At 46.0% G+C, this 17,136-nt stretch carries 14 protein-coding genes; 7 read left to right on the top strand and 7 right to left on the bottom strand.

Annotated features, from left to right (window positions below; genetic code table 11):
* Positions 1 to 6 precede the first annotated feature (6 nt).
* Positions 7 to 801 (bottom strand): DUF6252 family protein, encoded by a 795-nt coding sequence (locus JK629_RS03285; RefSeq protein WP_202337208.1) that lies wholly within the window; start codon positions 799 to 801, stop codon positions 7 to 9.
* 137 nt (positions 802 to 938) lie between these two features.
* On the opposite strand from JK629_RS03285, the gene JK629_RS03290 reads away from it, so the two are divergent.
* The 3 genes from JK629_RS03290 (at position 939) to JK629_RS03300 (ending at position 2,858) form a co-directional block, all read left to right on the top strand.
* Positions 939 to 1,541 (top strand): 30S ribosomal protein S16, encoded by a 603-nt coding sequence (locus JK629_RS03290; protein WP_202337209.1) that lies wholly within the window; start codon positions 939 to 941, stop codon positions 1,539 to 1,541.
* 10 nt (positions 1,542 to 1,551) lie between these two features.
* Positions 1,552 to 2,076: a ribosome maturation factor RimM gene (gene rimM, locus JK629_RS03295; protein ID WP_202337210.1), complete on the top strand. Its 525-nt coding sequence runs from the start codon at positions 1,552 to 1,554 to the stop codon at positions 2,074 to 2,076.
* 122 nt (positions 2,077 to 2,198) lie between these two features.
* Positions 2,199 to 2,858: a tRNA1(Val) (adenine(37)-N6)-methyltransferase gene (locus JK629_RS03300; protein ID WP_202337211.1), complete on the top strand. Its 660-nt coding sequence runs from the start codon at positions 2,199 to 2,201 to the stop codon at positions 2,856 to 2,858.
* Between the two features lie 98 nt (positions 2,859 to 2,956).
* On the opposite strand, the gene JK629_RS03305 is transcribed toward JK629_RS03300, so the two are convergent.
* Both JK629_RS03305 and JK629_RS03310 read right to left on the bottom strand, forming a co-directional pair.
* Positions 2,957 to 3,958 carry a PorP/SprF family type IX secretion system membrane protein gene (locus tag JK629_RS03305; RefSeq protein ID WP_202337212.1) on the bottom strand — a complete coding sequence of 334 codons (1,002 nt, stop codon included), beginning with the start codon at positions 3,956 to 3,958 and terminating at the stop codon, positions 2,957 to 2,959.
* Between the two features lie 8 nt (positions 3,959 to 3,966).
* Complete coding sequence (locus JK629_RS03310; RefSeq protein WP_202337213.1) at positions 3,967 to 10,428, bottom strand: T9SS type B sorting domain-containing protein; 6,462 nt, start codon at positions 10,426 to 10,428, stop codon at positions 3,967 to 3,969.
* Between the two features lie 250 nt (positions 10,429 to 10,678).
* Between JK629_RS03310 and JK629_RS03315 the strand changes: the two genes are divergently transcribed.
* The 4 genes from JK629_RS03315 (at position 10,679) to JK629_RS03330 (ending at position 14,227) form a co-directional block, all read left to right on the top strand.
* Complete coding sequence (locus JK629_RS03315) at positions 10,679 to 11,857, top strand: acyl-CoA dehydrogenase family protein (RefSeq protein WP_202337214.1); 1,179 nt, start codon at positions 10,679 to 10,681, stop codon at positions 11,855 to 11,857.
* Complete coding sequence (locus JK629_RS03320) at positions 11,858 to 12,532, top strand: cysteine peptidase family C39 domain-containing protein (protein WP_202337215.1); 675 nt, start codon at positions 11,858 to 11,860, stop codon at positions 12,530 to 12,532. It begins immediately after the preceding gene.
* Positions 12,533 to 12,633: 101 nt separating this feature from the next.
* Complete coding sequence (locus JK629_RS03325; protein ID WP_202337216.1) at positions 12,634 to 13,533, top strand: metallophosphoesterase; 900 nt, start codon at positions 12,634 to 12,636, stop codon at positions 13,531 to 13,533.
* 1 nt (position 13,534) lies between these two features.
* Positions 13,535 to 14,227 carry an SGNH/GDSL hydrolase family protein gene (locus tag JK629_RS03330; protein WP_202337217.1) on the top strand — a complete coding sequence of 231 codons (693 nt, stop codon included), beginning with the start codon at positions 13,535 to 13,537 and terminating at the stop codon, positions 14,225 to 14,227.
* Here JK629_RS03330 and JK629_RS03335 read toward each other — a convergent pair.
* The 4 genes from JK629_RS03335 to JK629_RS03350 all read right to left on the bottom strand — a co-directional run bounded on the left by JK629_RS03335 (position 14,224) and on the right by JK629_RS03350 (position 17,062).
* Positions 14,224 to 14,553 carry a 2Fe-2S iron-sulfur cluster-binding family protein gene (locus tag JK629_RS03335; protein WP_202337218.1) on the bottom strand — a complete coding sequence of 110 codons (330 nt, stop codon included), beginning with the start codon at positions 14,551 to 14,553 and terminating at the stop codon, positions 14,224 to 14,226. The genes JK629_RS03330 and JK629_RS03335 overlap by 4 nt on opposite strands.
* A gap of 3 nt (positions 14,554 to 14,556) precedes the next feature.
* The gene (locus tag JK629_RS03340) at positions 14,557 to 15,609 is read right to left on the bottom strand and encodes an NAD(P)/FAD-dependent oxidoreductase (RefSeq protein ID WP_202337219.1); all 1,053 of its coding nucleotides are present in this window, start codon (positions 15,607 to 15,609) and stop codon (positions 14,557 to 14,559) included.
* 66 nt (positions 15,610 to 15,675) lie between these two features.
* Positions 15,676 to 15,921, bottom strand: coding sequence for a NifU family protein (locus JK629_RS03345; protein WP_202337220.1), 246 nt, complete (start codon positions 15,919 to 15,921; stop codon positions 15,676 to 15,678).
* Position 15,922: 1 nt separating this feature from the next.
* Complete coding sequence (locus tag JK629_RS03350) at positions 15,923 to 17,062, bottom strand: Mrp/NBP35 family ATP-binding protein (protein WP_202337221.1); 1,140 nt, start codon at positions 17,060 to 17,062, stop codon at positions 15,923 to 15,925.
* Positions 17,063 to 17,136 lie beyond the last annotated feature (74 nt).

Here is a 17,136-nt window from a genome sequence, read left to right on the forward strand (position 1 = left end):
GGTTAACTAATATGTAACATCAAACTCCCCTTCGGTAATTTCTGTCCTATTTGTTATAAAGGAAAAGCTTCCTTTTATAGTTTGTTCAGAAACATTGTGCTCAAGTACGGTTATCAATCCCTCAACCGTATCTTCAGGCCCCGACACCCCTTGGTATTTTGCTGAAAATCCTCCTCTTGGCAAAATATACTCACCCGGCTCTACCCCTGCGGTAACTGATATTACCATGGTGGCATTGGCCGTGCTTCCAGAAATTATAATGGTATTTCCCGTATTACGTGAAGATACGATAACTGGAATATAAGGATTGCCATCCACTTTAGCGCTAAACAAGCCAGCATTTGTGGGATCCACGATATCTCCACCAGTATATGACACATTATAAAGGATGCCCTTAGAAACATAGATAGTGTCAATTCCCGGTAAAAAGGCATTAAAATTAAATGTTCCCGAAAGTGTTTTATTGGTTTCGTTAAGTTCTGAAATAGTCACAACACCTTCTCCATTTGGATTAGTGGTATATATATTTCCGCCCATATCTTCATAAACAGCATAATTAGCGCTGCCCTGCCCAATGCTAAAGTTGCCTTCGCCTAAACGTGAGAGTTGAATAGTCATAGACTCTTCGTCATTGAACCCCTGGATGGTAAGTGATCCATCCTCATTTAATGCCGCGCGCGCATCGGCAGATGCATATAGTCTATCATCCACCTTGGCCTGTAGGGCAAGCTCATTGGTTTGTGTATCTTCGCACGAAATAAGCGAGAGGGTAGCTAAAAGAACAAATAGAAACTTTTTCATAGGTTAAGGAGTATTTAGGGATTTTGACAAATGTAAAATAAAAACTTTAATTGGTTGAATTTCAAAAAGAAAATATACTATCTTTGCCGTCCTTAATTATAACCGGGGTCGGGAACCCCAAAAATTAATTTTTAAATATGCCTGTAAAAATCAGACTACAAAGACACGGAAAGAAAGGTAAACCTTATTTCTGGATCATCGCGGCAGACAGCCGTTCAAAAAGAGATGGTAAATTCCTTGAAAAATTAGGATTTTACAATCCAACTACCAACCCTGCACAGATTGACCTAGACGTTGACAGCGCTGTAAAATGGCTTCAAAACGGGGCTCAACCTACAGACACTGCCCGTGCTATTCTTTCTTACAAGGGAGCTTTAATGAAAAATCACCTAGCTGGTGGGGTACGTAAAGGTGCTTTGACAGAAGAACAAGCTGAAGCAAAATTCAACGAGTGGCTGGAAAGCAAAAAAGGTGCAATCGATCACAAAAAAGCAAGTCTTTCTGAAGCAAAGGAAAAAGAAAAAGCTGAAAAACTTGCTGCCGAAAAAGCCGTAAGCGAAAAACGTGCTGCTGAAGCCGCTGCCGCTGCCGCCCCTGCCGAAGAGAAAGCTACCGAGGAAAATTATGAAGGCGCTGCCGTAACTGAAGAAGGCGAACCAGAAGCTAACGTAACGAAAGAAGTAGAAGCGGAAACTGCCGAAGAGGCAAAAGCAGAGGAAAAGAAAGATTCAGAAGCGTAAACATTCAGCGATGCAAAAGGAGAATTGCTTCTACTTGGGCAAAATCGTTAAAAAATACAGCTTTAAGGGGGAACTGCTCATTAAACTAGATACAGATGAACCCGAACTTTTTACCGAAATGGAATCGGTTTTTGTGGAACAACGCAAAAACCTGATTCCATTTTTTATTGAGGAAAGCTCATTGCACAAAAGTGAACTACTCCGTGTACGCTTTGAAGATGTAAAAACAGAAGAGGAAGCAAATGCGTTGATTGGCGCACACCTATACCTCCCTTTGGAATTTCTGCCAAAGCTTACGGGCAATAAATTTTACTATCATGAAATCATCGGTTTTACCGCCGAAGACGAATCTTTCGGAGAAATCGGTACAATTACCGGTGTAAACGACACTACATCACAAGCTTTGTTTGAAATAGACCGTAACGGAAAACAAATCTTGATCCCCATGATCGACCATTTCATCAAAAAAGTGAATCGGGAAAACAAAACCATTCTTTTGAAGGTCCCTGAAGGTTTGATAGAAATGTACCTTTAATAGAAATTCCAAATTACAAGCACCAAATTCCAAATAAATCCTAAAAAATAAATCCCAAAATCTTCAATCCTTTGAAGCCTTTTAAATTCAAGCAATTTACAATAGAACAAGACCGCTGTGCTATGAAAATTGGCACAGATGGCGTTTTGCTTGGCGCTTGGGCTTCTATTAAAAACAGCCCCTTTTCAATTTTGGATATCGGTGCTGGCACTGGAATTATCGCTTTGCAATTGGCACAACGTTCCCACGCCGAAATGGTTGACGCAATTGAAATTGACGCAAATGCCTACGAACAATGCGTTGACAACTTTGAAAATTCCGCTTGGGGCGATCGATTATTTTGCTATCACGCATCCTTGGAAGAGTTTGTTGCCGAAATTGAAGATACATACGACCTCATAGTTTCCAACCCGCCATTTTATTCAGAAGATTATAAAACTACCGCTGCACCTAGAGACATTGCGCGTTTTAACGACGCGCTTCCTTTTGAGGAACTAATTGAAAGTGCTTCGATTCTACTCTCAGACGAAGGGATATTTTCGGTAATCATTCCGCGAAAAGAAGAAGAAAATTTTATTAAAATTGCTTCGGAAGTAAATCTATTTCCCAACAGAATATGTCGAGTTCGCGGCAATGAATCCTCCGAAGAGAAAAGGAGCATGCTGGAGTTCTCCTTTCAAAATACTCCCGCAAAAATAGAAAACCTAACTATTGAAACTTCACGCCACAATTATACCGAGGAATATAAAAAATTAGTCAAGCAGTTTTATTTAAAATTGTAATCTCCTATTCAATTTATCTTCAGCGCGCTCCACATAAAGATACCACCCCTCAATTCCAAATAAATTTATAGTTAACGCTTTTAAATTTTCAAATTTTCTTAATTAATGGCGGGACAGTTGCAATCGTATGGCTCGGGCCTTCCCCCCAGGAAGTCGTACCCCAGGGTGATCTGGTGGAAGCCGCCGCTCTCGAACCTTACGTTTCCAGCCTGGTACGAATAGGTATAGGCGAACATAAAGTTCTTGTAGTTCACCCCCAGGATGGGCGTGAACCACTGCAGCTTCTGCGCCTTTACCTCTTCGCCGTTTAGGTACTCGGCGCCATCCAAGCTTCTTCTGTACGATAAGCCCCCCCACAGCTGGCCGAAGTCCATCGCCCTATAGGCCTTGAAGTTCACGTCCACGGCCTGCTCGCCGGTACGCTCCGCCCACTGGAAGAGGAACGAGGGCTCGTAGCTCCAGTCCGCGCCGTATCCGCCGATTGCGTATGCAGCGGAAACCAAGTATTTGCGCTGGTTGTTTGGCTCATATTTTTCAGTATAGATCGACCTATTCTGGAATATGATGTTCTTCACCGTAAAATGCCCCGAAAAATCCAGGAAGTTGTACGAAAGGCCCGCGTCCACATTAAAATAGGAGGTGCTCTGTATGATGCCGCCGATCACCGGGTCGAAATCCGAAAGGTCAAAATTGGTCTCGTCCAAGCGCGATTGGGTGAGCCCGGCGCTCAGGCCGAACGACAATTGGTTAAGGTCCGCCTCGCTTCTTGAAAACATAATATGGTGGGCATACGTTAGGTAACCCCCAGTCTGTGAATGATAACCGTTTTGGTCATTATAGAATATAGCCCCTACGCCCGACCGTTGCCCAAGCCTTGCGTTAAAGCTCACCGTCTGCAGGTTTGGGGCTTCATCTTGATCGAACCACTGCTGCCTAGCCGTTAAGCGCAACTGATTGTGCGTTGCGGCACCAGCCATTGACGGATGCAGCAGATACAAATTATCCGAAAGATAGTCGGAATATACCGGAATGCCATCCTGGGAAAATCCATAAAGCGAGGTTAACAAAAGTAGGATAAGGGGGATTCGTTTTATGCTCATAATTACTGTTATCGTTTTAGGGTAAAGTGTCCTTTGAATTCCTTGGCGGCGCCATCCTCGGTGTATTCCACACGGAACCAGTAATCGCTCGAGGGCATCAAGCTGCCGCCATAGGTGCCGTCCCATCCCGGGCCCAGCGGGCTCAGCTGTTTCAGCAGTTTCCCGAAACGGTCAAAGATATAGATCCTGGCGGCGGGATCGCCCGTGGCGATGCCGATTATGTTCCAGGTGTCGTGATAGCCGTCCGCGTTCGGGGTAAAATAGGGCGGGTAATCTATCACGCCGACCTCCAGGGTAACGCTGCCGCAGCCATAGATGTCCTTGATCGTTATGGTGTGCGCCCCGGGGTCCACGTTCTCAAAGATGTTGCTGTCCTGGAAGGGCCCGTCGTCCAGTTGGTACACATAGGTGCCGTCGCCCGTGGCCGTGGCCTCAATGATATGGTTCCCCGCAAAGGCGCCGTTCAACAGGCTCGCCCCGTAGGTGAACGGCGGCGAGGAAACGGTGACGGTCGTACCGGCAGTGCCCTCACAGCCCGTCGCCAGCTCGGTATAGGAAACCGTATAGGCACCTCCCTGCAGCGCTATGATGGAAGGGCCGTTCTCGCCCACGAGGATCATACCGTCGAGCTCCCAAACGAAGGAATACAGGGCCGGGTCAAGGCCCGTATCGATCACGGGGGGGGACGGGCTCCCCTCTTCCTCGGCAATGGGGTTCCCGTTCTCGTCCACGCAAAGGCGGTATTCGCCCTCAAGCAGGACCTCGGGCAGCTGCTCCACCTTAAGGATGACCTCCGCCACCGCATAGCACTGGGGCGAGAAGGGGTTGGCCGTATTGGTCACCCGCGCATAGATGCGCTGCGGGTTGATGATGTTCGTATAGGGGAAAGCGATGGCGGGAGCCCCCGCCTCTGCAGACCCCACCGTCTCATGGAAGGTGATCTCATAGACCGCCGGATCCTGGCCCGCCAGGATCCCGGCGCGAAGGTCCGATACCTGCTGGCTGGAGAGATCGCCAAGGTCGAACTCGGCAAAACCGTCGCTGGGGGCCACGTTGTCACAGATCACGAAGGGCTCCGCCGGCGCGACCGCGACCGCACCCCGCTGGACAATGAGCTCAAAGCTCTGGAGCCCACCGATGTAGCAGCCCGTCTCAGTGTTCAATATGCCCGTATAGATAAGCTGCGGGTTGATCGGGTCATTGTTGGCGTCCTTGTTCTGGTGGGCGGTCGTATTCACGATCGCATTATCCCCGCTCTCCGCATCCGCCGGGTCCAGGTAGAAGCTTACCGCGAAAGGCGGCTGCGGCTGTCCGCCCAGGATCTCCCCGACCTTGGTCTCCAGGTTGAAGACCCCGATCTCGCTATCGTCCGGCGCGCAGAGTATGTACGGCGACACCACGGCGGTATCGTCGGGCAAGGGGTTGACGATCAGCTCCAGCTCCACGATCTCAAAACAGAGCGAGGCGGCATTGGTGGTCCGCACATAAATGGTCTGGGGATTGGAGGTGTTCTGGTACGCGGTGAGCTCCGGCGCGACAATCTCCGCGTTCTGGTTGACGGCGTCGTCGTAGCTCTCATAGTAGCCAAGCGTCCAGCCGTTCCCGTTGAGTATCTGCGCCTCCCGAACCGTCAGGTCGAAAAGCTCGGTCTCATCGTAGGGGCCCGGGGGCACGATCACCGTCACGTCGCACAGTTCGATCGGGTCCGGGGCGACGGGGCTCGGGTTGGCCACCACGCTGATGGTAAGGGTGGTATAGGCGATACAGCCGCTGTTGCTGTCCTCCACGCGCACGTAGAGCACCTGCGGGTTCGAGGTGTTCGCATAGGCCGTATCGGGGTCGATCGGGTTCTGGCCCTCCTGCGCGTCCTGCTCCGTCTCAAAGTAGTGCACGCCCTGGGTGAGCACCCCGTTGGTGATCTCCGCATTGCGCGAGGTAAGGTCGAAAAGGGCGGTGCCGTCAAAGGGAACGCCCAGGTCATCGCACTTGGCCCAGGGCTCGGGATCGGTTATCGGGAGGCCCTCGGTGACCACCAGGTCAAAACTGCCCACCTTGTAGCAGCCCGAGGCGGTATCGGCCAGCCGCACCCAGATGGTCTGCGGGTTGGAGGTGTTGGTATAGCTCTCGGGCTGCGCGATGAACGGCGTGCCGGCCTCGGCGTCAGCCCGGCTCAAGTGGTAGGTAACCGTAAAATCGTCCGGGTCCTGGCCGCCCAGGACCAGGTCCTCGTTCTCGCGGAGGTTGAACTCATGGAAGCCGCCCTGGTCACAGGCGGTAAGGTCCGGCAGGTCCTGCGGCAGCTCGGGGCTCTGCGCCACCACAAGCTCCATCTCAAGGACCGTGTAGCAGCCCGTGCCCGCCGGCGGTGCGGCAAAGGCAGCCCGTACATACAATGTCTGGTTGAAGAGCACGATGTTCTGGTAGGGGCTCGTCAAGGCGTACTGGCCGTTCACAGCGTCCAGACGCGTCTCGTGGAAGGTGACCGCCAGGGTCGGGTCCCCGCCCTGTATCTCGGCAATCTTGCTGTCGAGATCAAACTGGGTAATGCCGTCATTGTCCACATCGCAGCCGAACAGGGGCGAGGGCTGCACGGGCTCCGGGTTGGGAAGGACGGTAATAAAAAAGCTCTCGGCCGCCCGGCAGCTGTTCTGACCGGCGATCGACACGAAGATCTCCTGCTGCGGGACCACCACGTTCTGGTAGGCGCCCGGGGCCGCGATCGGGATATCGTTGTCCAGGTCACCCTGGCTGGCATAGTACAGCACCGTAAGGGTCGGGTCGCCGCCCAATATCAGCGGGGTGTTCTGCGTAAGGTCGAAGGTCGAGACGCCGTCGTCACCGGTGCTCCCGTTGAGCTCGTCGTCGCAGGCCTCCAGGTCGAGCGGGCTCCCGTGGACGGGGAAGGCGCCTACCTCGAGCTGGAACTCCGTGATGCGCACGCAGCCCGTGACCGCGCTCTCCAGGCGCACCCAGATGGGCTGGCCCGCGCTCGGGAAGGCACCGGCGGGATCGATAGGGTTGGCCCCGGCCTGGGCGGCCACAAGGTCCGTATAATAGGTAACGGGAAGAAAGTCCCCGGGATCCTGGGCCCCATAGACCGATGCGTCCTGGGCCGTCAGATCGAAGATGGCCTGGCCGTCGCCGTCAAGGTCGCACACCAGGTACGGGTCCATAAAGGTCGCGTCCGGGGCATCGGGCAACGGGACCACGATGAGCTGCAGCTCCACGAGGGCATAGCAGTCCGTGCTCACGTTCTCCACGCGTGCCCATACGGAGTCGCTGAAGGGGTCGTCGTTCGTGTAGAGGAAGGGCGCGATGATCTCACCGGGGCCACCGGCCTCCGCCAGCGCACGCTCCGGAAAGTACCGGACCACTACCCCGGGCTCCCCGTTGATGATCTCAGCGGTACGCAGGCTAAGGTCGAACTCGGCAAAACCGCCCCCCTGGTCGCAAAGCTCCAAGGGCTCCGGCTGCGCCGGGGTGGGCAACGATTCCACTACCAGGGTCAGGGTCACGAGATCCCTGCAGCCGAAACCGTTCGAGAGACGGGCCACCACCGTCTGGGCATTGGATATGTTCTGGTAGGCGCCCGGGACCGCGATGGGGAGGTCCGCCGCCTCGTCGGCAGGGGTCTCGAACCACGTAACCAAAAGACCGGGAACCCCGCCCGAGACCTCAAGGTCACGCGTGGTAAGGTCGAAGGTGCTTATCTGGTCCGTGGGCGTGCTACCGTTGAGCTCGTCGTCGCAAAGACGGTAGTCCGCCGGCTCGACGGCCGTGGGCGCAGGGTCCACGATAAGCTGAAGCGGCACGATATCGTAGCAGCCGCTGGCACCGTTGTTGGGAGTGGTGTTGGCAGCCGTGCCCACCCCCAGCACGTAAATGGTCTGGGAATTGGGCGTGGCATTGGTATAAGAGCCCGGATTGCCGATGGCAAGCGAAAAATCCGGCGCCGTAAGGGCAGCCATACCCGCATCGATCGCGTCCTGCTCCTGCTGGTAGAAGTAAAGGTCGTAGCGCAGGGGGTCCAGACCGTTGAGAACCTCCGAGCGCTTGGCGTTGAGATCGAAAACCTCGAAACCGTCACCGTCACCGTCGCAGAGACGGTAAGGCGTGGGCTCGGTCAGGACAGGGCTGTCACGGACCTCGAGCAAAAGCTCAACGATGGCATAGCAGCTGGTGGTAGTGCTCTCCACGCGCGCCCAGACACGGTCGTCGTAAGGGTTGATGTTCACGAACGGGTCCAAAAGCTCGTTCTCGTCCGTCTGCGCGTCAAGGTACGTGTAGTGGTAGGTCACCGTGAGGGCAGGATCGCCGCCCGTAATGGCAAGATCAGCGTCATGGAGGGTGAACTCCGTATACCCGTCACTGTCAGGATCGCACGAAACCAAAGGATCCGGAGGGGTGTTAGCAATGGGGGGTGAATCTACGATTATTACAATGGTGGTAGTGTCAAAACAATTTATATCTATAACAGGCTCAATTCTTGCATAAATAGTTTGTCCAGGAACTGGAACTGTGTATAAATCTGGCAATGGATTGATTCGCATATCGGCATCGTTCTGAGAAATATGATATGAGATATTGTACGCGGCTGCATTTTGACCATTTAAAATTGTTGCATTAAACTGAACAGGTAGGTTTATTTCTTCACCCCCATTGCCATCTTGATCGCAAGTTGTAAATGGCGGCACAGTATGCGCTTCAACAGGAGTAAAATATATCTCAAATTGAGCGAGGTCATAACAGAACTCTTGTGCCCTATCATGAATACGGACATAGATAGTTTGTTGAGGAGGAGTAGCAATGGGATATGCGCCCGGGTTAGGTATGGCATTAACATTATTTTCGCTATCTGCTTGTGTGGTGAAATATTTTACTTCAAAAACAGTGGGATCTTGTCCTCCTAAAACGTTTTCATCATTCTGTGTAAGATTAAAAATTCCAGTATGTGCTCCATTATCACAACGAAAAAGATCAGCCGGAGTATTAGCGATTGGCTGTGGACTAAAGTTAACGACAAATGCCGGTGATTCTGAGACAAAGCAAGCTGCCTTAGTTCCGCTTACGGTATAGATTCCTGACTGGGTAACTTGAAGTGTTGGGGTATTGCCACCAATAGGGTTTCCATTAATGAACCAGTTATAAACATCCAAATCGTTAAAATTAGCAGTTAAGGTTTCGGTTCTGCCCTCACAGCTTTGGTTGTTGCCCAAAATTAACAAGCCTTGCTGCGAAAGGTCTATGTTCTGTGAATATTCGTTATTGCCTTCATCGGTTTCCAAAACCACACCATTACCAGTTCCGTCGTCATCTACGACGGCTCTTAAGGTAAATAGCTGTGGAGTTCCCAACGGTATATTCAAATTAATCGTTCCGCTTTCAGTACCATCTATAGGGATGTCATTAACTGTCTGGGCTTGACCTAACAATACTGCATCGGCATAAAAGGCGATAGGTGTGTTGGCGGGCAAAACTGCTGTGCTGTTGAAATTTGCGACAGTATATTCAACCTCCATATTCCTATCTTGACAAAGCACACCAATATTGTCTATTACGATTGTGGCATCCGGAAGCTCCGAATTTACGCTCACAATAATATTGTTTACCATAATAAAATCTTGACCAGAACTTAGTTGGATATCTATCTGGTCGTCTCCCGGCTCTATGATATTCAACCCCTGAAGATCGTAATAATCCAGATCCATATTATACAACAATTCTGAATTGGTATAGCTATTGGTACCGTTAAAAGCATTATTGCCAGGATTAAGAGGGGGATTATCTATAAGGATATTGTTAAGTCTGAGACTTTCATTTATGTCGATGCCCCGGTCACCTTCCCAAGCCAAGAAGCCTATCTTGGCTGCTTGATCTGAAGCAGCATTTATATTTCCGAGAACAATATTTATATCATTATTATTTCTATCTACATAATCTAAGCCATCAAACAAGGTTATTTGGTTTAGTAATAAGGATGGATCTTCATAAATAACAATAATGGCCCAACCACCAAAATTTGTACCGCCAGCGCAATAGGGACCTATAGCGCCGGTTAAATCAAGGTTAGAAAGTGTATAGAGTCCTTGTCCATTAAAAGCAACAAGATTGGTAACATCTGCATAAGCCGAAAAATAGGTTAATCCTGTATTAGCAGTTAATGAAAAAGTACGCTGGGCTGTTATATTTGTACCATTGAGAGTAACATTAAAATCACCACTTCCCGGACCTGACCAGTAAAGATGGGCAGAGACAAAAGTTTGCGTAGGGCTTAATTGAAAATCTGCACTACTTTGGGTTAAAATTGTACAGTTTGAGAAAGTCCCATTTTCTTCCGTATTCAGCGTATTTCCAAAGGCAGTAAAATCATAGCGACCATTAAATTGCAAATAACGAGATATTGGAACAACTTGTGAAAAAATCAATAGGGGCATCAAAAAAATTAAGATAGAGAGTAGAAGTTTTTTCATAATTTAATTAATTAGAATATCAAATATATCGAATACAATGCTTTATATTAATATTTTACATGCAAAACCTGATAAAAAACAAAAATTTTTATATTAATCAGAAAAATTCTGTGCATTTTTTAAGATTAATATTTTTTTTAAAAGTATCAATCCTCCAAAGCTTAATAAAAAACAGAGCAGGAATTTTACTTTAAAATGTAGGTCTTTAAGGTTGTGATTTCTACATTTGTATTCCTTTTAAATATAGCGTATGAAACCAGATTTATTTGAAGCTCCAGATTATTACAATCTAGACGAATTACTTTCCGACGAACACAAATTGGTACGCCAAGCGGCCCGTGAATGGGTGAAGCGCGACGTATCACCCATTATAGAGGAATATGCCCAAAAAGCTGAATTTCCCGAACAGATAATCAGCGGGCTTGCTGAGATTGGCGCCTTTGGCCCCTATATTCCGGAGGAATATGGAGGCGCTGGGCTCGACCAAATTTCATATGGATTGATCATGCAGGAAATTGAACGCGGCGATAGTGGTGTTCGCAGTACTGCTTCGGTACAATCTTCTTTGGTTATGTATCCCATCTGGAAATATGGTAATGAGGAACAACGTAAAAAATATTTACCAAAACTCGCTTCCGGTGAATGGATGGGTTGTTTCGGGTTGACCGAGCCAGACCACGGTAGTAATCCCGGGGGCATGACTACCAACTTTAAGGACAATGGAGACCATTATCTTTTGAATGGCGCTAAAATGTGGATAAGCAATGCACCTTTTGCGCAGGTTGCCGTAGTTTGGGCAAAAAATGAGGAAGGTAGAATTCACGGATTGATCGTGGAACGTGGCATGGAAGGTTTTTCAACTCCTGAAACACATAACAAATGGTCGCTTCGTGCTTCGGCAACGGGAGAACTTATTTTTGACAATGTAAAAGTTCCCAAGGAAAATCTGCTTCCAAATAAATCTGGATTGGGCGCACCCCTTGGCTGTCTTGATTCCGCACGCTATGGAATCGCTTGGGGCGCAATCGGTGCGGCGATGGACTGTTACGATACGGCGCTTCGCTATTCAAAAGAACGGATTCAATTTGGAAAACCTATTGGGCAATTCCAACTTCAACAAAAAAAACTGGCCGAGATGATTACCGAAATCACAAAAGCACAATTATTGGCTTGGCGCTTGGGCGTTATGCGAAACGCTGGAACCGCAACCAGTGCACAGATTTCAATGGCAAAACGAAACAATGTCGAAATGGCTATTAATATTGCGCGCGAAGCAAGACAAATGCTTGGCGGAATGGGAATCACAGGTGAATACAGCATTATGCGCCACTCGATGAATCTTGAAAGCGTTATTACCTATGAAGGAACACACGATATTCATTTGTTAATTACCGGTTTGGACATCACTGGTTTAAACGCTATTCAATAAATGAAAAAAAATCTTTTTCTACTAGCGATACTGATATGCCTGCAATCTTTTTCACAGGAAAAAGATAAAAAAAACGTAAGTCTAGATGCGCTTTTAAGCGATACGCAGTTTAGTAGCGATAACCCCGAAATGTTAGAGTTTGTATGGTGGTTACCAAGAGAATTTTGGGAAGTCTCCTATGCCCAAGACCCAACCTCTTCGGAAGAAGAATTTAAGGAATTGAACAACATTTTTGGTGATTACGAACTTTTTGGGGTGATTAGAGGAAATATCGGTCATTTTGGCGGCATTACATACCATACCGAGGAAGCCATACTGAAAGAACTAACCGTACATTATAAGGGAGAGAATCTAATGGTGGTACCAGAAGATGAAATTTCAGCAGATTTTATGAATTTCTTTATGATTATCCAGCCCATGATTGGCAATATGCTAGGACAGATGGGCAACAATATACATTTTGTTCTTTATAAAAGCATTCGAGGCAACGAAGTGTTACCCGTAGATCCCTTAGGCAATGGTGAACTAACCATAAAGCTAGGTGATTTTGAGCGCACGGTGGATCTTCCATTAAATAGTTTATTACTTGAGAAAAAATGTAATGAGGACGGTAAATTATATTCGGGCAAGTATATTTTTTGCCCCATCCACGGTAAAAAGTTAGTTAATCAATAAAAAATTGATTATTTGAAAAGCTTCTCCAACTGGGAAGCTTTTTTTATTTGCCATTACTTTTGTACTGTTTCAAATTGTATCTTTAAAAAAACAATTGATACATGTCTTCTAGAAACCGAATGTCCCGAGCCTACAAGAATGCCCGACGTATTCAGTTTAATGACGACTCAAAGTTTATAATTTTTAGCGACTGCCATCGAGGCGACAACAGTTTTGCAGACGATTTCGCCAATAATCGGAATATCTATTTCCACGCTTTGCAGGATTACTATAAAAAAGAATTTACTTATTGTGAAATAGGCGATGGAGATGAGCTATGGGAAAACCTTTTTTTTAAGGATATTTTTGAAGCCCATCAAAATGTGTACGAGCTTTTGAAGCTTTTCTATGCAGAAAATAGACTTTATAGATTGGTCGGCAACCATGACATGGTCTATATGAATCAAAGATTTGTTGAAAAAACACTTTACACCTATTTTGATAAAATCACAGGTAAGGATGCACCTCTCTTTCCAGGAATTAAATTTACGGAAGGCCTTATTTTAGAGCACGAAAAAACTGGACAGGAAATCTTTATGATGCACGGGCATCAAGCCGATTGGATGAACTACGTAGGTTGGAAATTTAACCGTTTTATGGTTCGGGCACTATGGCGACAATTGCAAATTTTTGGCATTGGCGATCCCACAAGTCCCGCAAAAAATTACAAGGAGCTTATAAAAGTTGAAAGACGCACCAAGCGATGGATTGTTGAAAATAAAAACATTTTTACCATAATTGGACATACGCACAGACCGCGTTTTCCAGAGCCGGGAGACATTGCTTTTTTTAATGACGGAAGTTGTGTACATCCACGAAGTATAACCGGATTGGAAATAGAAAATGGTGAAATTACATTAATAAAATGGCAAATTTCTACAACAGAAGACGGGACGCTAAAAGTTGTGAAAATGCTTCTCGAAGGACCACAAAAATTAATTGATTACAAAACTGAATCGTAATATGTTAAATTTCAAGAATTTATTGCTTTTTATAATTTTATCCACATTTTCCTGCGCAGTCTCGAAAAAGAATACTCCATCGGAAAAACCAACATATAAATATCTTGCGCTTGGCGATAGCTACACCATTGGCGAAAGCGTTTGCAGTGACTGCAATTACCCAAAACAACTTACGGATAGTTTAAATACAATTTTAAAAGAAAAAATTTCAGTTAAAATTATTGCCAAAACAGGCTGGACAACAACTGATTTGTTGAAGGCGATTGCTGCTGAAAATCCTTCCGAAAATTATGATTTGGTAACATTGCTCATAAGCGTAAACAATCAATACCAAGGGAAACCTTTCTCGCTTTACGAAAAAGAATTACCAAAATTAATGGATATGGCTATTGATTTTGCAAAAGGCAAAAAGGAAAATGTGATTGTGCTTTCCATTCCAGATTATGCTTTTACGCCTTTTGGACAGAAATCTGGAAAAAGTGAAAAGATTACTTCGGAACTGATAAAATATAACGCTTTCGCGGAAAAGACTGCTGATGAAAAAGGAGTGCGGTTTGAAAATATCACACCGATAACGCAACAGGGATTGGAAAAACCAGCATTGGTTGCTTCAGATGGGTTGCATCCTTCAGAAGTTGCCTATAATATGTTTGTGAAAATGATGCTTGGCGACGTGTTGAAAATACTCCGCTAAACTTCGGGAGCCAATTCTACTTGCAGGCCATCGAGTTCTTCCTTTATAAAAATTTGACACCCCAAACGGCTATTTTCCTTCACATTAAAGGCTTCGGAGAGCATTAAATCTTCATCATAGCTCATTTCGGGAAGTTCATGATTGCTCAAGACATAACATTGGCAGGACGCGCACATTGCCATTCCACCACAGATGCCTATGGTTCCTTCTGGGGCTAATTCGTAAGAACGAACTATCTCCATTAAATTCATGTTCATATCTGTGGGCGCGTCTACCTCATGTTTTAAGCCTTGACGGTCTATGATAGTAATTTTTACGTCGGCCATCACTTAATCAATTGATTTAACAATCGCTTTTGGTGCTTCCTTTTTACTTCCATCAAAACCTTCCACACCTCCAACGGTAGTATATTTCATTACATAACGTTTGTCTGGAAATATGCGTTGGTAGGCGCTTTGGCACATTAAGGTTGCTTCGTGAAAACCGCAAAGAATCAATTTCAACTTTCCGGGATAAGTGTTTACGTCGCCAATGGCGTAGATACCGGGAATATTTGTTTGATAGTCTAGGGTATTATCTACTTTAATTGCATTTTTTTCAATTTCAAGGCCCCAATCGGCTATTGGGCCAAGTTTTGGCGACAAGCCGAACAAAGGAATAAAATGGTCGCACTCACGGTTGAAGACTTCAGCTCCTTGTTTTATTACTACTTCTTCCAAAGTATTAGTTCCTACCAAACCTATTACTTCGGCAGGAGTTATAAGTTCAATTTTTCCAAGGTTTTTTAATTCCTGTACTTTTTCAACACTGTCCAAAGCCCCGCGGAATTCATTTCTTCGGTGAATAAGTGTAACACTCTTTGCGACATCGGTCAAAAAAATACTCCAATCCAAGGCTGAATCGCCACCGCCAGAAATAACTACATTTTTATCCCGATACATTTCTGGGTCGCGAATAATGTATTCCACACCTTTATCCTCATAGTCTGAAAGATTGGTAATAGGAGGTTTGCGAGGTTCAAAACTTCCCAGTCCACCTGCAATTGCAACAATTGGGGCGTGATGCTTTGTGCCTTTATCTGTAGTAACTATGAAAGAACCATCCTCGAGTTTTTCAATTGTATCAGCGCGTTCGCCAAGTGTAAAGCCAGGTTGAAATGGTTCAATCTGCTTCATTAAATTTTTCACCAACTCCCCCGCCAAAACTTCTGGAAAACCGGGAATGTCGTAAATTGGTTTTTTAGGATATATTTCTGTACACTGACCCCCTGCTTGTGGAAGTGCGTCAATCAAATGACATTTCAGTTTAAGTAATCCTGCTTCAAAAACAGTGAAAAGACCCGTAGGTCCCGCACCAATAATGAGAATATCTGTTTTTATCATGAAAGACTATCTCTTAAATTTTTATTCAAATTAAGTGGTTAAAATGTTAGGAATAAATGACGATGGTCATTGTTGTGCAACGCTAACAACCCTTTCTATTTGAGGAGCGTATTTTTTAATGGTTATTTCAACCCCGCTCTTGAGTGTCATTTGGTTTACCGAGCAACCCACACAAGCACCCTGAAGCTGAACGTTTACCACTTTATTATTTTCAATGGAAACAAGTGAAATATCTCCACCATCACTTTGTAAAAATGGACGGATTTCATTTAATGCTTCCTCTACCTTGATTGTTAGTTCTTGCGTTGTCATATTACTTTTTTACGGCGCTGCAACCTGCCATGGTTGTTATTTTTATCGCTTCGGTTGGCGGAAGGTTTTCATTTCTTCTTACGGTTTCTTCAACAACGTTTCTTGTAATTACTTCAAAAGCCTCCTCAATTTGTGTGGCGGTTTGAAGTGCTGCAGGCCTTCCGGCATCACCAGCTTCACGAATACTTTGTACTAATGGAACTTCGCCCAAAAATGGTACTTCCAAATCTTCAGCCAAATGTTTTGCACCTTCTTTTCCAAAGATATAATATTTATTATCAGGAAGTTCGGATGGTGTAAAAAAGGCCATGTTTTCAATGATTCCCAAAACTGGGACATCTATATTTTCTTGACGAAACATAGCCACGCCTTTTCGCGCATCGGCCAAAGCAACGTTTTGTGGTGTGCTAACAACGACCGCGCCCGTAATGGGCAATGACTGCATAATGCTTAAATGAATATCTCCCGTTCCCGGAGGAAGGTCTATCAACATAAAGTCCAGCTCTCCCCAAGCGGCATCAAAAATAAGTTGGTTTAAGGCCTTGGCGGCCATAGGACCGCGCCAGATAACAGCTTGATCAGGTTGAGTGAAAAAACCAATGGAAAGTATTTTTACACCATAATTTTCTATGGGTTTCATTTTACTTTTGCCCCCACTATTTACCGAAAGTGGTTTTTCCATGGCAACATCAAACATTATGGGGATTGAAGGTCCGTAAATATCGGCATCCAAAACACCGACCTTAAAACCCATTTTGGAAAGTGTAACTGCCAAATTTGCCGCAACTGTAGATTTGCCAACACCGCCTTTTCCGGACGCTACAGCGATTATATTTTGGATTCCAGGAATTGGTTTTCCTTTAATTAAATTAGGGTTTTGTGGTTTTGTGGGTGCTTCTACTTTTATATTTACTTGTACTTTGGCATTTGCATCCACTTTTTCGTGAATGGTTTTAATAACATCTGCCTCGGCGCGTTTTTTTATATGAAGTGCTGGCGTGGAAAGTTTCAAGTCCACGATAATTTCATCTGCGAAAGTCACCACGTTTTGCACAGCGCCACTCTCCACCATATTTTTTCCTTCACCTGAAACGGTAATATTTTCAAGGGCTTGAAGGATATCTTGTTTTGAAATGCTCATTTTTTATCTGTAATATTTAGATTGATTCTAAAGTGCAAATATAATGGGAATACTTCGGAAAACGAAGCCGTAGG

The sequence above is a fragment of the Aequorivita iocasae genome, assembly GCF_016757735.1.
Lineage (GTDB): Bacteria > Bacteroidota > Bacteroidia > Flavobacteriales > Flavobacteriaceae > Aequorivita > Aequorivita iocasae.